Consider the following 16,444-nt stretch of genomic DNA (forward strand, 5'->3'; position numbering starts at 1 on the left):
TTGCTATCCAACGCGAGGTCGAGATCCCGGCCTTCGCCGGGATGACGATTCGGGTCAATGGTTGTGGGGTCAGTGCCCGCTGCCGCTCAGCGCCTTGACGATATCATCGGTCATTTTCTTGGCGTCGCCGAGCAGCATCATCGTCTGGTCCATGTAGAACACATCATTGTCGACGCCGGCATAGCCGACCCCGCCCATCGAGCGCTTCACGAACAACACGGTCTTCGCCTTTTCGACGTCGAGCACCGGCATCCCGTAAATCGGCGAACTCTTGTCGGTCTTGGCCGCCGGGTTGGTGACGTCGTTCGCCCCGATGACGAAGGCGACGTCGCACTGGGCGAACTCGCCATTGATGTCTTCCAGTTCGAACACCTCGTCATAGGGCACATTCGCCTCGGCGAGCAGCACGTTCATATGCCCAGGCATCCGCCCCGCGACAGGGTGGATCGCATATTTGACGTTGACGCCTTCCTTCTTGAGCAGGTCGGCCATTTCCCTGAGCGCGTGCTGCGCCTGCGCCACCGCCATGCCGTAACCGGGAACGATGATGACATTTTCGGCCTGGCTCATCAGGAAAGCGGCGTCGTCGGCGCTGCCCGGCTTCCACGGGCGCTGTTCCTTCGCACCGCCCGCGCCCGCCGCCGCGTCGGCGCCAAAGCCGCCCGCGATCACGCTGATGAAGCTGCGGTTCATCGCGCGGCACATGATGTACGACAGGATCGCACCCGACGAACCGACGAGCGCGCCGGTGATGATCATCGCGGTGTTGCCGAGGGTGAAGCCCATCGCCGCGGCGGCCCAGCCCGAATAGCTGTTGAGCATCGACACGACGACCGGCATGTCCGCCCCGCCAATCGGGATGATGAGCAGGAAGCCGATGAGGAAGCTGAGCGCCGTGACGGTCCAGAATACCCATGGCGACTGGTCGAAGGTGAAATAGGCGACGAGGCCGATGATCGCGGCGAGCGTGCCCAGATTGATGACATGCCGCGCGGGCAGCAGGATCGGCGCGCCCGACATATTGCCGTTGAGCTTGAGGAAGGCGATGACCGATCCCGAAAAGGTGATCGCGCCGATTGCGACGCCGAGGCCCATTTCGATACGGCTGACCGTGAAGATCTGTCCCGCGGCATCGGCGATGCCGAACGCCTGCGGATTGAGATAGGCCGCCGCCGCGACCGCCACGGCGGCGAGGCCGACGAGGCTGTGGAACGCCGCGACAAGCTGCGGCATCGCGGTCATCGCGATGCGCCGCGCCATGACGATGCCGATCACCGCGCCGATGCCGATGGCGACAAGGATTTCGGTCAACGCCACGCTGTCGAGCGCTCCGCCGTCGAGGCGGGGGACATGCATCAACAGCGTGGTGACGACCGCGATCGTCATCCCCGCCATGCCGAAGCGGTTGCCGCGCTGCGACGACGCCGGCGACGACAGGCCGCGCAGCGCGAGGATGAAGAAGACGCCCGACACGAGATAGGCGATCGCCGCCCACGGGTTCACCGCGCCGTGGCCGCCGGCCGCGGCGGCAAGGATGGGCTGGAAATCCATCTCAGCGCTCCTTCTTCTTGTACATCGCCAGCATGCGCGCGGTGACCGCGAAACCGCCGAAGATATTGACGCTCGCCATCACGACCGCCGCAAGGCCCAGCCATTTCGACGAGGCCGATCCCGCCGCCGCGGCGGCGATCAGCGCGCCGACGATGATCACCGACGAAATCGCGTTGGTGACGCTCATCAGCGGCGTGTGCAGCGCCGGCGTCACCGACCAGACGACGAAATAGCCGACGAAGCACGCCAGCACGAAAATCGAAAAAATGGCGATAAAATCCACCGCGCGCTCCCCTGCTGATTCCGCTTGGCGCACCTCTTGCCGTGGCGACGCCAGCCTGTCGACTCCTAAGCTGTCAAAAAAGAAGCGCCGACATTTCCCAAGGCGGCCGATTCAGGCACAATTCGAAATAAAATGTCATCGCCGAAGCCCTTGGCTCGATCAACAGAAGCCGGCTTGGTTGTGGCAACGGTCGGCGTCCGCTTCGGCTGTGCCGGGCCGGACGTGCGAGCCGGTCGGCGCCGGGGACACGCAATCCTTCCAAAGGTCAGGGAAGTTCAGCCTCTTGATGCCCCCGGTTTTCCGCGTCCGACTCCTGCCCGCCTCCCCACGCCGACAGCGACCGCCTTTGTCGACATGTTGAAAGAACCGCGGCGAAGGCAGGCACAGCCGGGGCATGTAGGACAGTGCTTTTTTGGGCGGCGGACGACCGGGATGACGGGAGGGGGTGTGGGCTTTTGCACTGGCAAGATACGCGCCCTGCCCTATATCCGGCCCCATGACCCGCACCATCACCGTTGCCGCGTTGCAGCTTGCCCTGCCCGGCCCCGTCGAACCGAACATCAAGGCTGTCACCGCGCTTGTCGAGGCAGCGGCGGCAAGGGGCGCGCAGATCATCCTGCCACCCGAACTCTTCGAAGGCCCCTATTTCTGCCAGGTCGAGGAAGAGGAGTTGTTCGCCACCGCACGGCCGACGGCCGAGCATCCGAGCGTCGTCGCGATGCAGGCGCTCGCCGCGAAGTGCAAGGTCGCGATCCCGACGAGCTTTTTCGAACGCGACGGGCATCATTATTACAATACGCTGGCGATGATCGGTCCCGACGGCGGGATCATGGGCACCTACCGCAAGTCGCACATCCCCGACGGGCCGGGTTACGAAGAAAAATATTATTTCCGCCCCGGCAACACCGGCTTCAAGATCTGGGAGGTCTTCGACACCCGCATCGGCGTCGGCGTCTGCTGGGACCAATGGTATCCCGAATGCGCGCGCGCGATGGCGTTGATGGGCGCCGAACTGCTCTTCTACCCGACGGCGATCGGCAGCGAACCCTATGACGCCGACCTCGACACCAGCCGTATGTGGCGCCGCGCGATGCAGGGTCATGCCGTGTCGAACTGTATGCCCGTCATCGCAGCGAACCGCATCGGAACGGAGGGCGACGCGCGTTTCTATGGCCACAGCTTCATCGCCGACGAATGGGGCGATCTGACGCAGGCGTTTGGCGCCAGCGAAACGGGTGCGCTCGTCGAGACGATCGACCTCGACCGCGCGGCAAAGCATCGTGCGGGGATGGGGTTTTTCCGCGACCGGCGACCACAGCTTTACGGGCGGCTCGTCGAAGACGTCTGACGGCGATCAGGCCTCGAAGCGGCGGATGCTTTCGAGGTCGGCGCGGTCGAGCGGCTGCGTCAGCCACAACCCGCCGCGCCCCTCACGCGACCAGCGCACAATCGCGCGGCGGCGGACGCCGCTGGCGAGGACAATGTCCAGTTCGCGACCCACTTCGAAATGCCCGTCGTGGACGAAGCCCGCCCCATGCTGCGACAGATCGACCAGTTCGATGCGCATTGCCGTGCCATCGTCGGCAACGACCTCTGCCTGCGTGTGTACCGGAAGGCGCGGCTGACGATAGCCCATCGCGCGCTGCTCCGCCGCCAGTTGCTTCAGTATATCGGCGACATCGACCGCGGTGTCGAACTGCACGCCGCAGCGCCCGCCGTCGGACCAGACGACCGCGCCGCGCAGCGTCACCGTGTCCGACAAGGCGATTTCGAGCGCTTCACCGACGGTGATCGGGACATCGGCGGCGAGCATCATGCCGCGGTCGGACATGTTGCGTACGCGCCACAAGCCCGCATCGCCATTGCGTATCACCTTCGCGATGCGCCAGACTGTGCGATAGCGATCGCCGCCGCGGCGATCACCCGCCGCTGCAAAATCCTGCTCCCCTGCCGGATCGGAGAAGCGACGTGGATTCATGTCTTCTACCTTTTCGGGGCAGCCGCGCATGAGGCGTAACCCCCTGTCGACACTGCGAAATTATTTGAAACCGTTTGCATATTCACTGGATTTGTCGTGAAAACTCAACGCTATTGCAGATAATCGTTAACATCGTTTCTATCGAAATCCGCGCCATGGCATCCGGTCGGGTTACCGGTAGCAATCCTTCGTATTTTACATATTTTACGGTCCCGCCCGACGCACATTAAGCCACGGCGCCATGCTTTTTTGCGCGCTTCGAGACGGCGCGCCTTCAGTATCGCCCCGACAGCAGCGCGCCGGCGCCGGGCACTGCGGTGGGCAGGCCGAGGCGCGTGAGCATCTGGTGCGCGGTACAGATTGCAGCGGACACGACGGGCAGGCCTGTCGCGTCCTCGATCCGTTGCACCGCGGGAAGCGACGGCATCTGGACGCAGGCCGACAGGACGAGCGCGTCGATGCCCGACAGATCGAGCCGCTTGCAGTGATCCATAAGCCGCGCCGGGTCCTGATTGGCGACCTCCAGATTATCCGCGATTTCGAGCGCAAGCCAGTCGCCGACCGCCACCCCTTCCCCCTCGATATAGCCGACGACCATTTCGGTCAGGGGCTTCATATAGGGCGCGACGAGCGCAATGCGCTTTGCGCCCAGCGTGCCAAGGCCCGCGATAAGCGCCCCCGCGCTGGTGACCACCGGGGCCGGATGGCCATTCTCGACCGTGCGCCGGTGCAGCCGTGCTTCGGAGACGCGATGATAACCCGTACCCATGCTCATGATCGCGACGAGGCAGGCATAGCCGAGCACATCGACCGCGGCGTCGGACAGTTCGAGCGCGCAACGGTCGGAATCGGCGTCCATCGCCGCCAGCTCCTGCTTCGTTACCTTCTTCATCCGCATCCGCGACGAGTGGAAGGTAAAGTGTTCGGGCGCCGCGCCTTCGCGGGCGCGGAGCAGCGCGGGGATTTCGGTTTCCATCGTGACGTTCGAGCTGGGCACGATCTGCCCGATGCGGATGGGCCTGTTCATATATTGCCTCGAAACATCCTGCATAAAGTGTGAGACCGTCATCCCGACCTTTGCCGGGATGCAAAAAAGGGTCAGACCGCGACAACCGGGTTGCGGAGTGTGCCGATGCCTTCGACGGTGCATTCGACGACATCGCCGGGCCACAGAAACTCCTGCGGATCGCGCCCCGCGCCGACCCCGGCGGGCGTTCCGGTCGCGATGATGTCGCCGGGTTCGAGCGTCATCACACGGGCAATGTCAGCGATCAGCTGGGGCACGTTGAACAGCATGAAGCGCGTGTTGCTGTTCTGCTTTTCCACTCCGTTCACATGGGTGAGGATATTGAGATTATGCGGGTCGCCGATCTCGTCGGCGGTGACGATGCATGGCCCCATGGGGGCAAAGCTGTCCTGCCCTTTCGAGACGATCCATTGCCCGGCGCGGCGGCAGTCACGCGCCGACACATCGTTGATGACGGTATAGCCGAACACGTGGTTCAGCGCGTCGGCCTCGGCCACGCCGCGCGCGGTACTGCCGATGATCACCGCCAATTCAGTTTCCCAGTCGAGTTGCTGTGTCACTTTCGCATTGTGACGGATCGGGTCGTTCCACGCGGCGACGGCCGTGGGCGGCTTCGAGAAGATCACCGGCTGCTGCGGCAGTTCGTGCGCGGTATCGAGCGCGCGGGCGGATTCGGCGACATGCTCGGTATAGTTAAGCCCGATGCCGAAGATATTCTTGCGCGGGCGCGGGATCGGCGCGAGCAAGGTGACATTGCCCTGGGGCAGCGAAGTGCCGAGCAGGTCGGCGGGCGTCGCGCTTTCGACCGCTTCGCGCAGGAAGCGCGGGCCGATCGGTCCCAGGTCGATGAAATCGAGCATCGTCGATGGCAAATCCTGCCCGATCGCATCGCCGAAATAATCGACATCGATCACAAGGCCGTCGTGGAGAAGGCCCAGCCGCGGTTCGGTTTCGACCGTGCGATATGTTACGAAGCGCATATTTGATGTCCGTCGTTTTTCGGGAAAGGTTCCTCGATCCGGACGCCGAGCGCCTCCATCACGGGGAAGTCGTTGAACGAGAAGAGGAAGGCTTCTTCCGCGGCATCGAGATTGACATGCTCGTGCCAGGTCCACGCGGGCACACAGAAAATATCGTGTGTCTGCCAGTCGTACCGCTGACCGCCGATGATCGAACAGCCGCGGCCGCGCGCGACATTATAGACGACATTGCCCGTGTGGCGGTGCGCCTTGCCGCGAAAACCGCCGGGCAGCATCCGCATATGCGCGCCCATCGTCTGGAGCGCCCAGCCGCCGGTCAGCGGGTTGGCATAGCGCATCATATGACCGTCGAAGGGCGACCCGACCGACACTTTCGCAAGGTTCAACAAGGCATCGCGCACGGCCTCCCAGCGATAGACCATCACCGGCGAATAGGGTTTTTCCCAGGCCGCGACGCCTTCGGGGCGGAGCGCCGCGCCGCCATAGGTCAGCGGCAGATCGTCCGCCGGATAGGCTGCCGTCTGCGCGGGCTGGTCGTAGACGGCATAGAAATTGGTTTCGAGGCTGTTCATCAGCGGGATGTCGAGCCCGTCCTGCCAGATCGACACTTCGCCGTCGGCGGCGACGCCATGGTCGTGCCAGCAGCCGTTCGGGGTCAGCACATAGTCGTTGGCACCCAGCGTGATGTGATGCCCGTCGACAACGGTATAGGCGCCCTTCCCCTCCATGATGAAACGGTGCGCCGACGCCGTGTGTTTGTGCGCGGGGGTGATCTCGCCGGGGCGCATCGCCTGCATTCCGCTGAACAGCCAGCCGCACACCGCGACATTCTCGCGCCCCGCATCGCTGTCGTTGAGCAGGGTGACGACGCGCCGCCCCGCTTCGTCGGGCCTTACGAGATCAAGCGCGCGCAGGCACATGGCGCGCATCTCGGCATAACGCCAGAGCGTCGGGCGATAGCGCGTGGCGGGCTCCCATGGTTCGATCGCATTGGCGCGCTTCCAGAAGGCGCCGGCGTTGCGCGCCGCGAGCTCTTCGTAAAACGCCTCCAGCTCGGGCGTGTCGGTGACGCGCGACCGGCCGAGCACGTCGTCGCGCGGATCGATGATCGTCGAAGGGCCTGTCATGGCGGTGTCTCCTCGTCAGGATCGACAGGCTGCTCGGCGTCGACAAACCGCGCCGACGCGCGGGGCGTCCGGTCGACCGTCAGGTTGAAGATGTCGAAGCGGTTATAGCCGCCGATGATGTCGTGCATCAGCTTGGGCCGGATACACTCGCCGAGGTCGATGTCGGCATAGACGATGCCTTCGGCGTCGATCAGCGGCTCGCCGACCGGATGGCCATGCGGGTCGATCACGCCCGACCAGGCGCTGTTCGGGCGCGACAGCAGGTCGCGGTTCTGCGGGCGACCCTCGGACATCGCCGCGATGATCTCCTCGCTCAGCGCCGAACAGGCGACGATGGTGAAGACCTTGCCCTCGAAGCTGTGCGCGGTGGCGCGGATCCTGATCGCTTCGGCCATATTGTAGGAGGCGGGAGCGACAGGCAGCGCGATATAATTGGCGACGTGGACCAGTTCGCCCTGCGACAGCAAGGCGAAGCGCGCGAGCGTGTTCGTATTCTCCCCGCACGCCAGCGTGCCGAGCGGCCCGACCGACGTGTCATGGACGCGGATCGAGCTGCCGTCGCCGCCCGCCCATGTCAGCTTTTCGGCCCAGGTCGGCACCAGCTTGCGATGACGCCCGAGCAGGCTGCCGTCGGCGCCGATGACGAGGTTGCTGTTATAGAGCGTGCCGACGCTCACCGGATCGCGCTCGTTGATGCCGATGACGAGCGTGCAGCCATGGTCGCGCGCCGCGGCGCAGAGTGCGGCGACCTCCGGGCCGTCCACGCGGACCGACGCGCGATACAGCCGCTCGTGCCATTCGGCGCCCTCGATCGGGGTCATCAGCCAGTTCCAATAGGGATAGGCGGGGACGAACACCTCCGGGAAGGCGACGAGCTGCGCGCCATTTCCGGCCGCCTCGGCGATCAACGCACACGCCTTGTCGACCGTCGCTGCCGGATCGAGGAACACCGGCGCCGCCTGCACTGCGGCGACGCGCGATTTGGGCAGGAGGGAGGCCGACGTATCGCTCATGTCACCGCCGCCCGCTGGTGATATTGCGGCTTGTCCCACGCGCGGGTGGCGCAGACCCTTTCGAGCCGTTCGACCGTCTCGACGATGTCGCTGTACCGCAGGTAAAGCGGCGTCAGCCCGAAGCGCAAAATGTCGGGGGCGCGGAAGTCCGCAATGACATCCAGTTCCCTGAGCGCCTGCGCGATCTGATAGCCCTGGCGGTGCGCATAGGCGACCTGGCTGCCGCGCAGCGCATGATCGCGCGGGCTTGCCAGAGCAAAGCCATAGGCATCGCACAAGGGCTGCATCCGCGCGATGAGTAGATCGCCAAGCGCCAGCGACTTGCGGCGCACCTCGGCCATATCGGCTTCGAGCATCAGGTCGACGCCGACTTCGAGCGCCGCAAGACCCAGCACCGGCGGCGTGCCGCACTGGAAGCGTGCGATCCCGGCGGCGGGATCATAATCCTCCTCGAAATCGAACGGCCGCGCGTGACCGAACCAGCCCGACAAGATCGGCGTGGCGCCATGGTGCCGCGCAGCGGCAAAGAGATAGGCCGGCGCACCGGGGCCACCGTTGAGAAACTTGTAGCCGCAACCGATCGCAAAATCGGCGTTCGCACCGTTGAGATCGACCGGAATCGCCCCCGCGCTGTGGCTCAGATCCCAGACGATCAGCGCGCCCGCTTCGTGCGCGGCGCGCGTGATCGCCGCCATGTCGCGAACGCGGCCCGACTTGTAGTGCACCTGCGTCAGCAGCAGCACCGCCACCTCATCGCTCAGCGCATCGACGATGGCATCGGGCGCCACCGTGACCGCCTTCACACGCCCGCCCGAAAAAGCCTCGATCCCCTGCATCATATATACGTCGGTCGGAAAGTTGGTGGCTTCCGACAGGATCACCGGGCGTTCGCGCCGCAAGGAAAGCGCGGCGGTCAACGCCTTGAAGATATTGACCGAGGTGGAATCGGTCGCGACGATCTCGCCGGGGTGGGCGCCGACCAGCCGGGCGATCTTGTCGCCGATCCGCCGCGGGGCGGTCGACCATGAGGCGCCGAGCCACGAGGTGATCAGCCCCTCGCCCCACTCGTCGCCGATGACTTCGGCGAGCCGGTCGCCCGTCGCCCTGGGCAACGCACCGAGCGAATTGCCGTCGAGATAGATCAGCCCTTCGCGCAGATGAAAGCGGTCGCGAAAAGGCGCGAGCGGGTCGCCCGCGTCGAGCGACACCACATCGGCGACGGCCATCGTGCCGGTCATGCGATTTCCCTCAGAATGGCGCGCACCGGGCTGGCATCGGCGCCGACGATGCGCAGCGGCAGGGCAATCAGTTCGTAGCGGCCGGGCGGCACATCATCGAGCACCAGCCCCTCCAGGATCCGCATGTCGGCAGCCTTCACCGCCTGATGCGCGTCGAGCGTTTTCGACTGTTCGGGATCGAGCGAGGCGGCGTCGGTGCCGATCAGGCGGACGCCCATCGCACCAAACCGTTCGATCACGTCCGCAGCGACGGCGGTGAAATCGCTGTCCCATTTTTCGTGCGGAAATTGTTCATAGGTTCGCAGCAGGACACGCTCTGCGCCGTCGACGCAGCTCCAGTCGATGTCGCCAATCTCCACCCGCCCGCGCGCATGGCGCACGTCGATGAGCGCGCACGGTCCGATATAGGGAGCGAGTTCGCAGTCGGCCGACGAGGCGCCGTCATTGCTGTAATGGAGCGGCGCATCGCCGTGCGTCCCCGCGTGCAGCGGCGTGAACATGCCGCCGACATTGACCGGACAGCCCTCGCCGATCACCGCATGGCTGTGGAGCGAGAAGGCGGGCTCGCCGGGCCACACCGGCACCGCGGCGTGCAGCGGCTGGGAAATGTCCCAAATCCGGCTCATTTGCGTTCCCCTGCCGCATAGTCGCCACCCTCGCGCGGCGCGACCATTTCGGTCCGCATCGACCAGAGTTCGGGAAAGAAGCTGAGATCGAGCGCCTTGACGAGATAATTGACCCCCGACGAGCCGCCCGTCCCCGGCTTGTGCCCGATCACGCGCGCGACGGTCTTCATGTGCTTGAAGCGCCATTCCTGGAAATAATACTCAAGCGCCGTGACCTTTTCAGCGAGCGTGTAGAGATCCCAATGCCGTTCGGGGTCGGTATAGATCGCGAGCCACGCCTGCTCGACCGCTTCCGACGTCGCATAGGGCTGCGTCCAGTCGCGCTCCAGATGCCCCGCCGGTATGGCGAAGCCGCGCCGCGCGAGCAGCCGCAGCAGCTCGTCATAGAGCGACGGCGCCTCAAACACCGCGCGCAACCGTGCCGTGGCTTCCGCGTCGTCCTTGTGGACGATCATCATGTCGCCGCGCTTGTTGCCGAGCAGATATTCGAGTTCGCGATACTGCTGCGACTGGAACCCCGACGCGCGGCGGAGGAACCCGCGAAAGGTCAGGAAATCATGCGGGGTCAGCGTCGCGAGCACTTCCCAGCTGTGGATCATGTGGCGCTGGATCGTCGCGATGCGGTCAAGCCCCTTGCCCGCGATTTCGAGCCGATCGTCCTTGATCGCGTCATGGACGAGGCGCGCCTCGTGCAGCACCAGCTTGAGCCACAGCTCCATCGTCTGGTGCATGATGATGAACAGCATCTCATCGGGCTTGTCCGACACGGGCACCTGCGCCGAAAGCAACTGCGCGGTCTGGATGTGGCGCGCATAGGTCAGCCCGTTGTCCCACTGGATCGTTTCGCCGTCGATCTCGGTTTCGAAAACCTCGGTGTCGCCATCGCGCGTCTGCCTGATCATGTCGCCGCCTCTCCGCTCGCCGGACGGACCGGCAGGCGTCCTTCATAGGCGACATCGCCGCGCCACGCATCACCCGGCGCGAGCGCCGGCTCGTTCGCGATCTTGCGATAGAGGCTCGCGAAATCGGCCTCCTCGGTCGCGCGCAGCAATTGATCGAACCCCTCGACGACGAAATAGGTCTGCTGAAAGGCGTCGAAATGATAGCGCGTCCGCATCGCGCGCTCGACGTCGAGCCAGATGCGCCGCGGTTCGGGAGCGGTCAGCGCAAAGGCCGTTTCGGCGAGGCTGGAGAGCAGGCCGCCGCCGAAGGCGCGCAATTCGCCCTCCTCCACCACCAGCCCGAACTCGACCGTATAGAGCCAGAGCCGCCCGAGATAATCCGACGCGCCCAAGCTTTCGGCGCGCAGTCCCGCCTCGCCATAGGCGACCAGAAAGTCGCCGAAGGCGGGATTGGCCAGCATCGGCACATGCCCGAAAATGTCGTGAAACATGTCGGGCTCTTCGCTGTAGGCGATCTGTTCGGGCGGACGCACAAAATTGGCGGCGGGAAAGCGCCGGTTCGCCAGATGCTCGAAAAAGGGGGCGTTGGGGATCCAGCCGGGAACCGCGACAACCTCCCATCCCGATGCCGGTTTCAGCAGAGCGTTGAGCTCGGCAAAATCGGGAACACCGGGTCTGAGCCGACGAAGCAGGCCCAGCCCGTCGAGGAAGGCGCGGCAGGCATAGCCCCCCATCGCCGCCGACTGCCGGTCGAACAAGGTCCGCCACGTGCGATGCTGTTCGGGCGTGAAGGCCTGCCACTCCTGCGGCATCGTCCAGTCGGCCGCGACGCCTTCGGGCGGTGCGTCGAAGATATGCGTCGCGGCCAAGCCTCTCTCCCGGATTGTCTTTCGAAAGAGTAGCGCGAACCCAGGCAAACATTGTTCGGATTATCGGACGATGATCCTCCGTTTCGGGTCAAATGTCCTTTCATTATTCCATAAGGCAGAACATAATCCTGTAGAATGGCGCAATGAATGCGGCATTTGGTTGTAAAGCGACTCAGGACGGAACGAATGGACAGGCTCGACTGGAAAATCATCGCCGGTCTCGAACGCGACGGGCGGCTATCCTATGCCGAGCTGGGCGAGCAGGTCGGCCTGTCCAAATCGCCTTGCTGGTCGCGGGTCAAGGCGCTGGAGGCGGGCGGCGTGATCGAGGGTTATGCGGCGCGGATCGACCCCGCGACGATTGGGCTGGCAGTGCAGAGTTTTGTCGAGGTTCAGATCCGTTTCGACGCGCATGGCGAGTTCGAGGCCGCCGTGCTCGCGCATCCGGCGGTCGTCGAATGCCACACCACCGCGGGCGACAGCGACTATATGCTCAAGATTTTCGCGCGCTCGGCCGATCATCTCGACGAGCTGCTGCGGCACAATCTGTCGAAACTGCCCGGCGTGCAGCGGCTCAAAACGGTCGTGTGCCTCAAGACGATCAAGCGCCACGGCGAGTTGACCGCATGGGCGCGCACCAGCGAAGACCGCGGCCGACCGCGCTAGAACGGTGTGCTAAATCGCTGTTTTGGCGACACCATTGTTGCAACGATCGCCGGGCGCCGGAAGAATCGCACCGAATCGGCGCGGATCACTCTTAAAACCGGCCGCCGATGCTCGTTAAAGCTCGCATGACCACCAAAGCGACGACATCGAACGAGCCGGTAGGGCGGCTCATGGGTTGGCTGGGGCTCCGCCGCGCGCGCGGGACTGCCTCCGATGGCGGATATCCGCCCCCCGACCCTGGAGGCCCGCGCGACCTGGCGCGCGAGGCACGCTATGAACTCGCCGCATCGATCACCTCTTTCCTCGTCGACAACGACCTCGAAGTCTCGCCGACGAACCTGCTCATCGCGCACGGTGCCTTTTCGGGATGCAACCCCCGGCTCGCGCAGTTGATCGTCGCGCGCGCGCAAAGTCCGCAGGGCATCACCCAGAAATGGCTCGACGAACTGGAAGAACAGGAAAGCGGACAGCCCGACCGCGCTGAACTCGACAAGCTGATGACGCGGCTCGAGGCGAACCTCGACGCCTTTCATGCCAATACGAAGCAAGCGCGTTCCGCCACGAGCGATTACGGGGTCGAGCTCGAACAACATGTCTCCGACCTCGAACAGCTTCAGAAAACGGGCCGCATCGTCTCCAGCCTCGCCGACCTCGCCAAGGTCATGCTCGAACGCACGCGCAAGGCCGAAGAGGATATGCGCAAGAGCGAGGATGAGGCGAAAGCGCTGCGCCGCAGTCTCGACCGCGCCAGGCGCGACGCCGAACTCGACTATCTGACCGGCCTGCCCAACCGCCGCGCATTCGAAAATCTGCTCGACCGGCATTACAGGGAAGCGCGCGCCGCGCTCGAGCCGCTGAGCGTCGCCTTCTGCGACATCGACGAGTTCAAGAAGGTCAACGACACGCACGGCCATGACGCCGGCGACCGCGTCATCAAGGCGATCGCCGATACGCTCGCGCGCATCTCCGACGACAAATGCCACGTTGCCCGCCATGGCGGCGAGGAGTTCGTGATGCTGTTCCGCGGCCTGACGCCGACCGAGGCCGCGCAAAAGCTCGACGATGCACGCGAGGCACTCGCCGACCGGCGGCTTATCAACCGCAAGACCGACGAGCCCTTCGGTCAGATCACCTTTTCGGGCGGCGTGGCCGATGTCTTCGGCTATGGCGATGCGCGCGCCGCGCTGAAGGCCGCCGACGCGGCGCTTTACAAGGCCAAGACGAGCGGCCGCAATTGCATCCGCATCGCCGATCCGGCCTGAACCCTGGCTTCCCGCGAGGGGGCGGGAGCCGCGGGCAACGGGCCTAATCGCCGGTTGCCCGCGGCCCTGGCTTCAGACGGCCGGGCGCCGCGCGTAATAGCCGAAGGCGGCGATCACGGCATAGCACAGCGCGGGGAGCAGCAGCGCGGTTGCGAGGCTGCCGGTCATGTCGGCGATCGCCCCGGTGGCGAGCGGAACGACCGCACCGCCGAAAATCGCGACATTGATGATCCCCGACCCGTCGGCTGCGCGAGGGCCCAGCTTCTCCGAAGCGAGGCTGAAGATCGTCGGGAACATGATCGCGTTCATCAGGCCGATCGCGAGCAGGCTGTAGCCCGCGGCGATGCCGGTCGTGTTGGTCGAAATCAGGATCAGTGTGATCGCGCCGATCGCGACGCAGGCAAGCAGCCGGCCAGGGCTGACGAAGCGCATCAGATAGGACCCGATAAACCGGCCGACCATCGCCCCGCCCCAGTAAAGCCCGATCAGCTTGCCCGCGGCCTGCTCCTCCAGCGCCATCACGCCGGGCTGCATCAGATAATTGACGACGAGCGAGCCGATCGACACCTCGGCGCCGACATAGAGGAAGATGCAGAGCGCGCCGAAGCCGAAGCGCGGACGCTTGAGCAAATCCAAGCCCGCGAGGCCCGCGCTCGCCTCATGCTTCTCGCCTTGCAGCCGGTTTCGGAACAGCCAAACCGCGCCCGCGACGACCGCGAGCGCGGCGGCGATGCCCAGATAGCCGTGGACGATCGCCTGGCTTTCGGCGGTGCGATAGGCATCGAGTTCGGCACCCGACAATTGATCGGCGCTGACCGTCGCGAGGCTGCCGAGGATCAGTATCGACCCGACGATCGGAAAAATGGTCGTTCCCAGCGAATTGAACGCCTGCGCAAAGGTCAGGCGGCTATGCGCCGTTTCAGGCTTGCCGAGCAGCGAGATGAGCGGGTTGGCGACGACCTGGACGATCACGACGCCGCTCGCGAGTACGAAGAGCGCAAGCAGGAACAGGCCGTACACCGCCTGCTGCGACGCGGGGATGAAGAGCAGGCAGCCGGCGAGCATCGTCAAGAGCCCTGCCACGGCGCCGCGCATATAGCCGATCTTCTTGACCAGCTTTGCCCCCGGAATGCCGATCACCAGATAGGCGGTGAAGAAGCAGAACTGGATCAGCATCGCCTGGGTGTAGTTGAGCGTGAACAATTCCTTCAGCTTCGGGATCAGCACATCGTTGAGCGACGTGATGCCCCCGAAGATGAAGAACAGACCCATCACAAACAGCCGCAGTTCGGGCGCATCGACGTGCGCGCCCTCCGCTTCAATCGCGACCGGGTCGGTGCTCGAAGAAATATCCGGCGCCAAAGCCATACCATCCCCCATTTATTTGTCCGGGCCGTGCCCTGTTGGGGGTTTGTCATATTGGCGGCGACGAGCAAGCGCAATTGACGCTTCCCGCCGCGACATTCGTATGCACAGGATCAGGCGGCCGTCCGGCGAACGACGACGCCTGACCCAGGGACGCAGGCATCGTTACAGCATCGGATAGGCGAGCCCGTAATAGCCATAGATGCTGCGGCCGTAGGAATCGGTATATTCGGGCACCTGATCGCGCGCATAGCGCGGCGCGCCGGTCAGGCGGTCCTTCGCAATATCGACGACATAGCCGCCCACGTCGGTGTCATAAGTCAGCATGTCCCACGGAATCGGATAATGATCGCTGCCGATCCCGAACAGGCCGCCGAACTCCATCACGGCATATTCGCATTGGCCCGATTTCTTGTCGATCATCACATTGGCGATCGAACCGAGTTTTTCCTTCCGGGGATTGTACACGGCGGTCCCTTCGACCTTGTCCGACGAGATCAGCCGATGCGTTTCGCGTTCAAGGGTGTCACCCATGATTGCCTCTCCTTATGCTGGCGAAGGCAGGGCGCCGACCGGAGGATCCGGCCGCGCCGCCCTCTTTCCAAGCAACGGGGGAGGTGCGCCGGAGTTGCCCCTTTCATTAGAAAAATGGCGGACGGTGCGAAAGTCGCGTCGGTCAGCGGCTCCAGCGCGCGAAGATCGCGGTCGGCAGCAGCAGCCCGCGCGCTTCCTCGCGCACCGCCAGCTCGCCGCATTCGACCCGGCCCGGCAGGTCGGCGAACAGCTGGGCAAGCAGCTCCCCGATCGCGAGCGCCGACATGCGCACGGCATAGACGGTGAGGAACAGCGCGCGGCTGTCGGCATCGAGCAACTGGCGGCAATCGGCGAGCAGCGGCGCCAGCCCTTCCTCGATCTGCCAGCGTTCATTGTTCGGGCCGCGCCCGAACTTGGGGGGATCGAGCAGGATCGCATCGTAGCGCCGCCCGCGCCGCACCTCGCGCGCGGTGAACTTGCCCGCATCGTCGACGAGCCAGCGCACCGGCTTGTCGGCCATGCCGGCAAGCGCCGCATTGTCGCGCGCCTGCGCCACCGACTTTTTCGACGCATCGACATGGGTGACCGATGCCCCCGCCGCGGCGAGCGCCTGACTGCCGACGCCGGTGTAGCCGAAAAGGTTGAGGAAGGCGGGGTCGGGCCTGTCCGCGATGCGTTCGCGCAGCCAGTCCCACACGGGCGCCATGTCGGGAAAGAAACCCAGATGGCGGAATGGCGTGCAGGACGCGGTGAAGCGCGCCTCACGCCACGCCAGCGGCCAGCCCTCGGCGGGCACGGGTTTGTGAAAATACCAGCGGCCGCCGCCGTCCTCGTCCGATGCGGGCACAAACTCACCATCGGCCGCCGCCCATTCGCTTTCCGGCAATGCCGGTGCCCACATCGCCTGCGGCTCCGGGCGGATGAAGCGGTAGCGGCCATAGCGTTCGAGCTTGCGGCCGCCCCCGCTGTCGACCAGCCCATAGTCGTCCCACGCCGCGCCGACGAGCGTGACGAGGGGCAACA

At 64.9% G+C, this 16,444-nt stretch carries 16 protein-coding genes and 1 pseudogene; 3 read left to right on the plus strand and 14 right to left on the minus strand.

What is annotated here, in order from left to right:
• Positions 1–69 precede the first annotated feature (69 nt).
• Positions 70–1,551, minus strand: a complete 1,482-nt coding sequence (locus SALA_RS07005; RefSeq protein ID WP_011541675.1) for an NAD(P)(+) transhydrogenase (Re/Si-specific) subunit beta — start codon at positions 1,549–1,551, stop codon at positions 70–72.
• A gap of 1 nt (position 1,552) precedes the next feature.
• Positions 1,553–1,834: an NAD(P) transhydrogenase subunit alpha gene (locus SALA_RS07010; RefSeq protein WP_011541676.1), complete on the minus strand. Its 282-nt coding sequence runs from the start codon at positions 1,832–1,834 to the stop codon at positions 1,553–1,555.
• Positions 1,835–2,330: 496 nt separating this feature from the next.
• Here SALA_RS07010 and aguB point away from each other — a divergent pair, with 496 nt between their 5' ends.
• A complete protein-coding gene (aguB, locus tag SALA_RS07015; protein ID WP_041383163.1) occupies positions 2,331–3,182 on the plus strand; it encodes an N-carbamoylputrescine amidase in 852 nt (283 codons plus the stop codon).
• 6 nt (positions 3,183–3,188) lie between these two features.
• On the opposite strand, the gene SALA_RS07020 is transcribed toward aguB, so the two are convergent.
• From SALA_RS07020 to phhA, 9 genes and pseudogenes are all read right to left on the minus strand, one after another.
• Complete coding sequence (locus SALA_RS07020) at positions 3,189–3,812, minus strand: PilZ domain-containing protein (RefSeq protein ID WP_153802654.1); 624 nt, start codon at positions 3,810–3,812, stop codon at positions 3,189–3,191.
• Positions 3,813–4,086: 274 nt separating this feature from the next.
• Positions 4,087–4,839 carry a maleate cis-trans isomerase family protein gene (locus tag SALA_RS07025; RefSeq protein WP_041383828.1) on the minus strand — a complete coding sequence of 251 codons (753 nt, stop codon included), beginning with the start codon at positions 4,837–4,839 and terminating at the stop codon, positions 4,087–4,089.
• 71 nt (positions 4,840–4,910) lie between these two features.
• Positions 4,911–5,819 carry a fumarylacetoacetate hydrolase family protein gene (locus SALA_RS07030; RefSeq protein WP_011541680.1) on the minus strand — a complete coding sequence of 303 codons (909 nt, stop codon included), beginning with the start codon at positions 5,817–5,819 and terminating at the stop codon, positions 4,911–4,913.
• The gene (locus SALA_RS07035) at positions 5,807–6,946 is read right to left on the minus strand and encodes a cupin domain-containing protein (RefSeq protein ID WP_011541681.1); all 1,140 of its coding nucleotides are present in this window, start codon (positions 6,944–6,946) and stop codon (positions 5,807–5,809) included. Before SALA_RS07035 ends, SALA_RS07030 begins: the two co-directional genes overlap by 13 nt.
• The gene (locus tag SALA_RS07040; protein WP_011541682.1) at positions 6,943–7,959 is read right to left on the minus strand and encodes a carbon-nitrogen hydrolase family protein; all 1,017 of its coding nucleotides are present in this window, start codon (positions 7,957–7,959) and stop codon (positions 6,943–6,945) included. Before SALA_RS07040 ends, SALA_RS07035 begins: the two co-directional genes overlap by 4 nt.
• On the minus strand, positions 7,956–9,197 hold the full coding sequence (gene kynU, locus SALA_RS07045) for a kynureninase (RefSeq protein WP_011541683.1): 1,242 nt from the start codon (positions 9,195–9,197) through the stop codon (positions 7,956–7,958). The genes SALA_RS07040 and kynU overlap by 4 nt, the downstream gene beginning before the upstream one ends.
• Positions 9,194–9,823, minus strand: a complete 630-nt coding sequence (kynB, locus tag SALA_RS07050; protein ID WP_011541684.1) for an arylformamidase — start codon at positions 9,821–9,823, stop codon at positions 9,194–9,196. Before kynB ends, kynU begins: the two co-directional genes overlap by 4 nt.
• 62 nt (positions 9,824–9,885) lie before the next feature.
• Positions 9,886–10,725 (minus strand): annotated as a pseudogene (locus tag SALA_RS07055) (tryptophan 2,3-dioxygenase); the annotation flags it as partial.
• Positions 10,722–11,594 (minus strand): phenylalanine 4-monooxygenase, encoded by an 873-nt coding sequence (gene phhA / locus SALA_RS07060; RefSeq protein WP_011541686.1) that lies wholly within the window; start codon positions 11,592–11,594, stop codon positions 10,722–10,724. The pseudogene SALA_RS07055 and the gene phhA, both read right to left, overlap by 4 nt.
• Before the next feature lie 186 nt (positions 11,595–11,780).
• Here phhA and SALA_RS07065 point away from each other — a divergent pair, with 186 nt between their 5' ends.
• Together SALA_RS07065 and SALA_RS07070 are read left to right on the plus strand one after the other, a co-directional pair.
• Positions 11,781–12,260 carry an Lrp/AsnC family transcriptional regulator gene (locus tag SALA_RS07065; RefSeq protein WP_011541687.1) on the plus strand — a complete coding sequence of 160 codons (480 nt, stop codon included), beginning with the start codon at positions 11,781–11,783 and terminating at the stop codon, positions 12,258–12,260.
• Between the two features lie 125 nt (positions 12,261–12,385).
• The gene (locus SALA_RS07070) at positions 12,386–13,522 is read left to right on the plus strand and encodes a GGDEF domain-containing protein (protein WP_237700934.1); all 1,137 of its coding nucleotides are present in this window, start codon (positions 12,386–12,388) and stop codon (positions 13,520–13,522) included.
• 72 nt (positions 13,523–13,594) lie between these two features.
• On the opposite strand, the gene SALA_RS07075 is transcribed toward SALA_RS07070, so the two are convergent.
• The 3 genes from SALA_RS07075 to SALA_RS07085 all read right to left on the minus strand — a co-directional run bounded on the left by SALA_RS07075 (position 13,595) and on the right by SALA_RS07085 (position 16,442).
• Positions 13,595–14,890: a sugar MFS transporter gene (locus SALA_RS07075; protein ID WP_011541689.1), complete on the minus strand. Its 1,296-nt coding sequence runs from the start codon at positions 14,888–14,890 to the stop codon at positions 13,595–13,597.
• Between the two features lie 162 nt (positions 14,891–15,052).
• A complete protein-coding gene (locus tag SALA_RS07080) occupies positions 15,053–15,421 on the minus strand; it encodes a PRC-barrel domain-containing protein (protein ID WP_011541690.1) in 369 nt (122 codons plus the stop codon).
• A 142-nt stretch (positions 15,422–15,563) separates the two neighbouring features.
• Positions 15,564–16,442, minus strand: a complete 879-nt coding sequence (locus SALA_RS07085; protein ID WP_041383834.1) for a class I SAM-dependent methyltransferase — start codon at positions 16,440–16,442, stop codon at positions 15,564–15,566.
• Between the last annotated feature and the right edge of the window lie 2 nt (positions 16,443–16,444).

Origin of the sequence: Sphingopyxis alaskensis RB2256 (assembly GCF_000013985.1) — a bacterium.
In the GTDB taxonomy this organism is placed as follows: Bacteria; Pseudomonadota; Alphaproteobacteria; order Sphingomonadales; family Sphingomonadaceae; genus Sphingopyxis; species Sphingopyxis alaskensis.

Coding starts and splice junctions, on each gene's coding strand:
- kynB (WP_011541684.1), bottom strand. CDS start 9,823: ATGAGCCGGATTTGGGACATTTCCCAGCCGCTGCACGCCGCGGTGCCG.
- SALA_RS07080 (WP_011541690.1), bottom strand. CDS start 15,421: ATGGGTGACACCCTTGAACGCGAAACGCATCGGCTGATCTCGTCGGAC.
- SALA_RS07005 (WP_011541675.1), bottom strand. CDS start 1,551: ATGGATTTCCAGCCCATCCTTGCCGCCGCGGCCGGCGGCCACGGCGCG.
- SALA_RS07075 (WP_011541689.1), bottom strand. CDS start 14,890: ATGGCTTTGGCGCCGGATATTTCTTCGAGCACCGACCCGGTCGCGATT.
- SALA_RS07025 (WP_041383828.1), bottom strand. CDS start 4,839: ATGAACAGGCCCATCCGCATCGGGCAGATCGTGCCCAGCTCGAACGTC.
- SALA_RS07040 (WP_011541682.1), bottom strand. CDS start 7,959: ATGAGCGATACGTCGGCCTCCCTCCTGCCCAAATCGCGCGTCGCCGCA.
- SALA_RS07035 (WP_011541681.1), bottom strand. CDS start 6,946: ATGACAGGCCCTTCGACGATCATCGATCCGCGCGACGACGTGCTCGGC.
- SALA_RS07030 (WP_011541680.1), bottom strand. CDS start 5,819: ATGCGCTTCGTAACATATCGCACGGTCGAAACCGAACCGCGGCTGGGC.
- SALA_RS07020 (WP_153802654.1), bottom strand. CDS start 3,812: ATGAATCCACGTCGCTTCTCCGATCCGGCAGGGGAGCAGGATTTTGCA.
- aguB (WP_041383163.1), top strand. CDS start 2,331: ATGACCCGCACCATCACCGTTGCCGCGTTGCAGCTTGCCCTGCCCGGC.
- SALA_RS07070 (WP_237700934.1), top strand. CDS start 12,386: ATGACCACCAAAGCGACGACATCGAACGAGCCGGTAGGGCGGCTCATG.
- kynU (WP_011541683.1), bottom strand. CDS start 9,197: ATGACCGGCACGATGGCCGTCGCCGATGTGGTGTCGCTCGACGCGGGC.
- SALA_RS07065 (WP_011541687.1), top strand. CDS start 11,781: ATGGACAGGCTCGACTGGAAAATCATCGCCGGTCTCGAACGCGACGGG.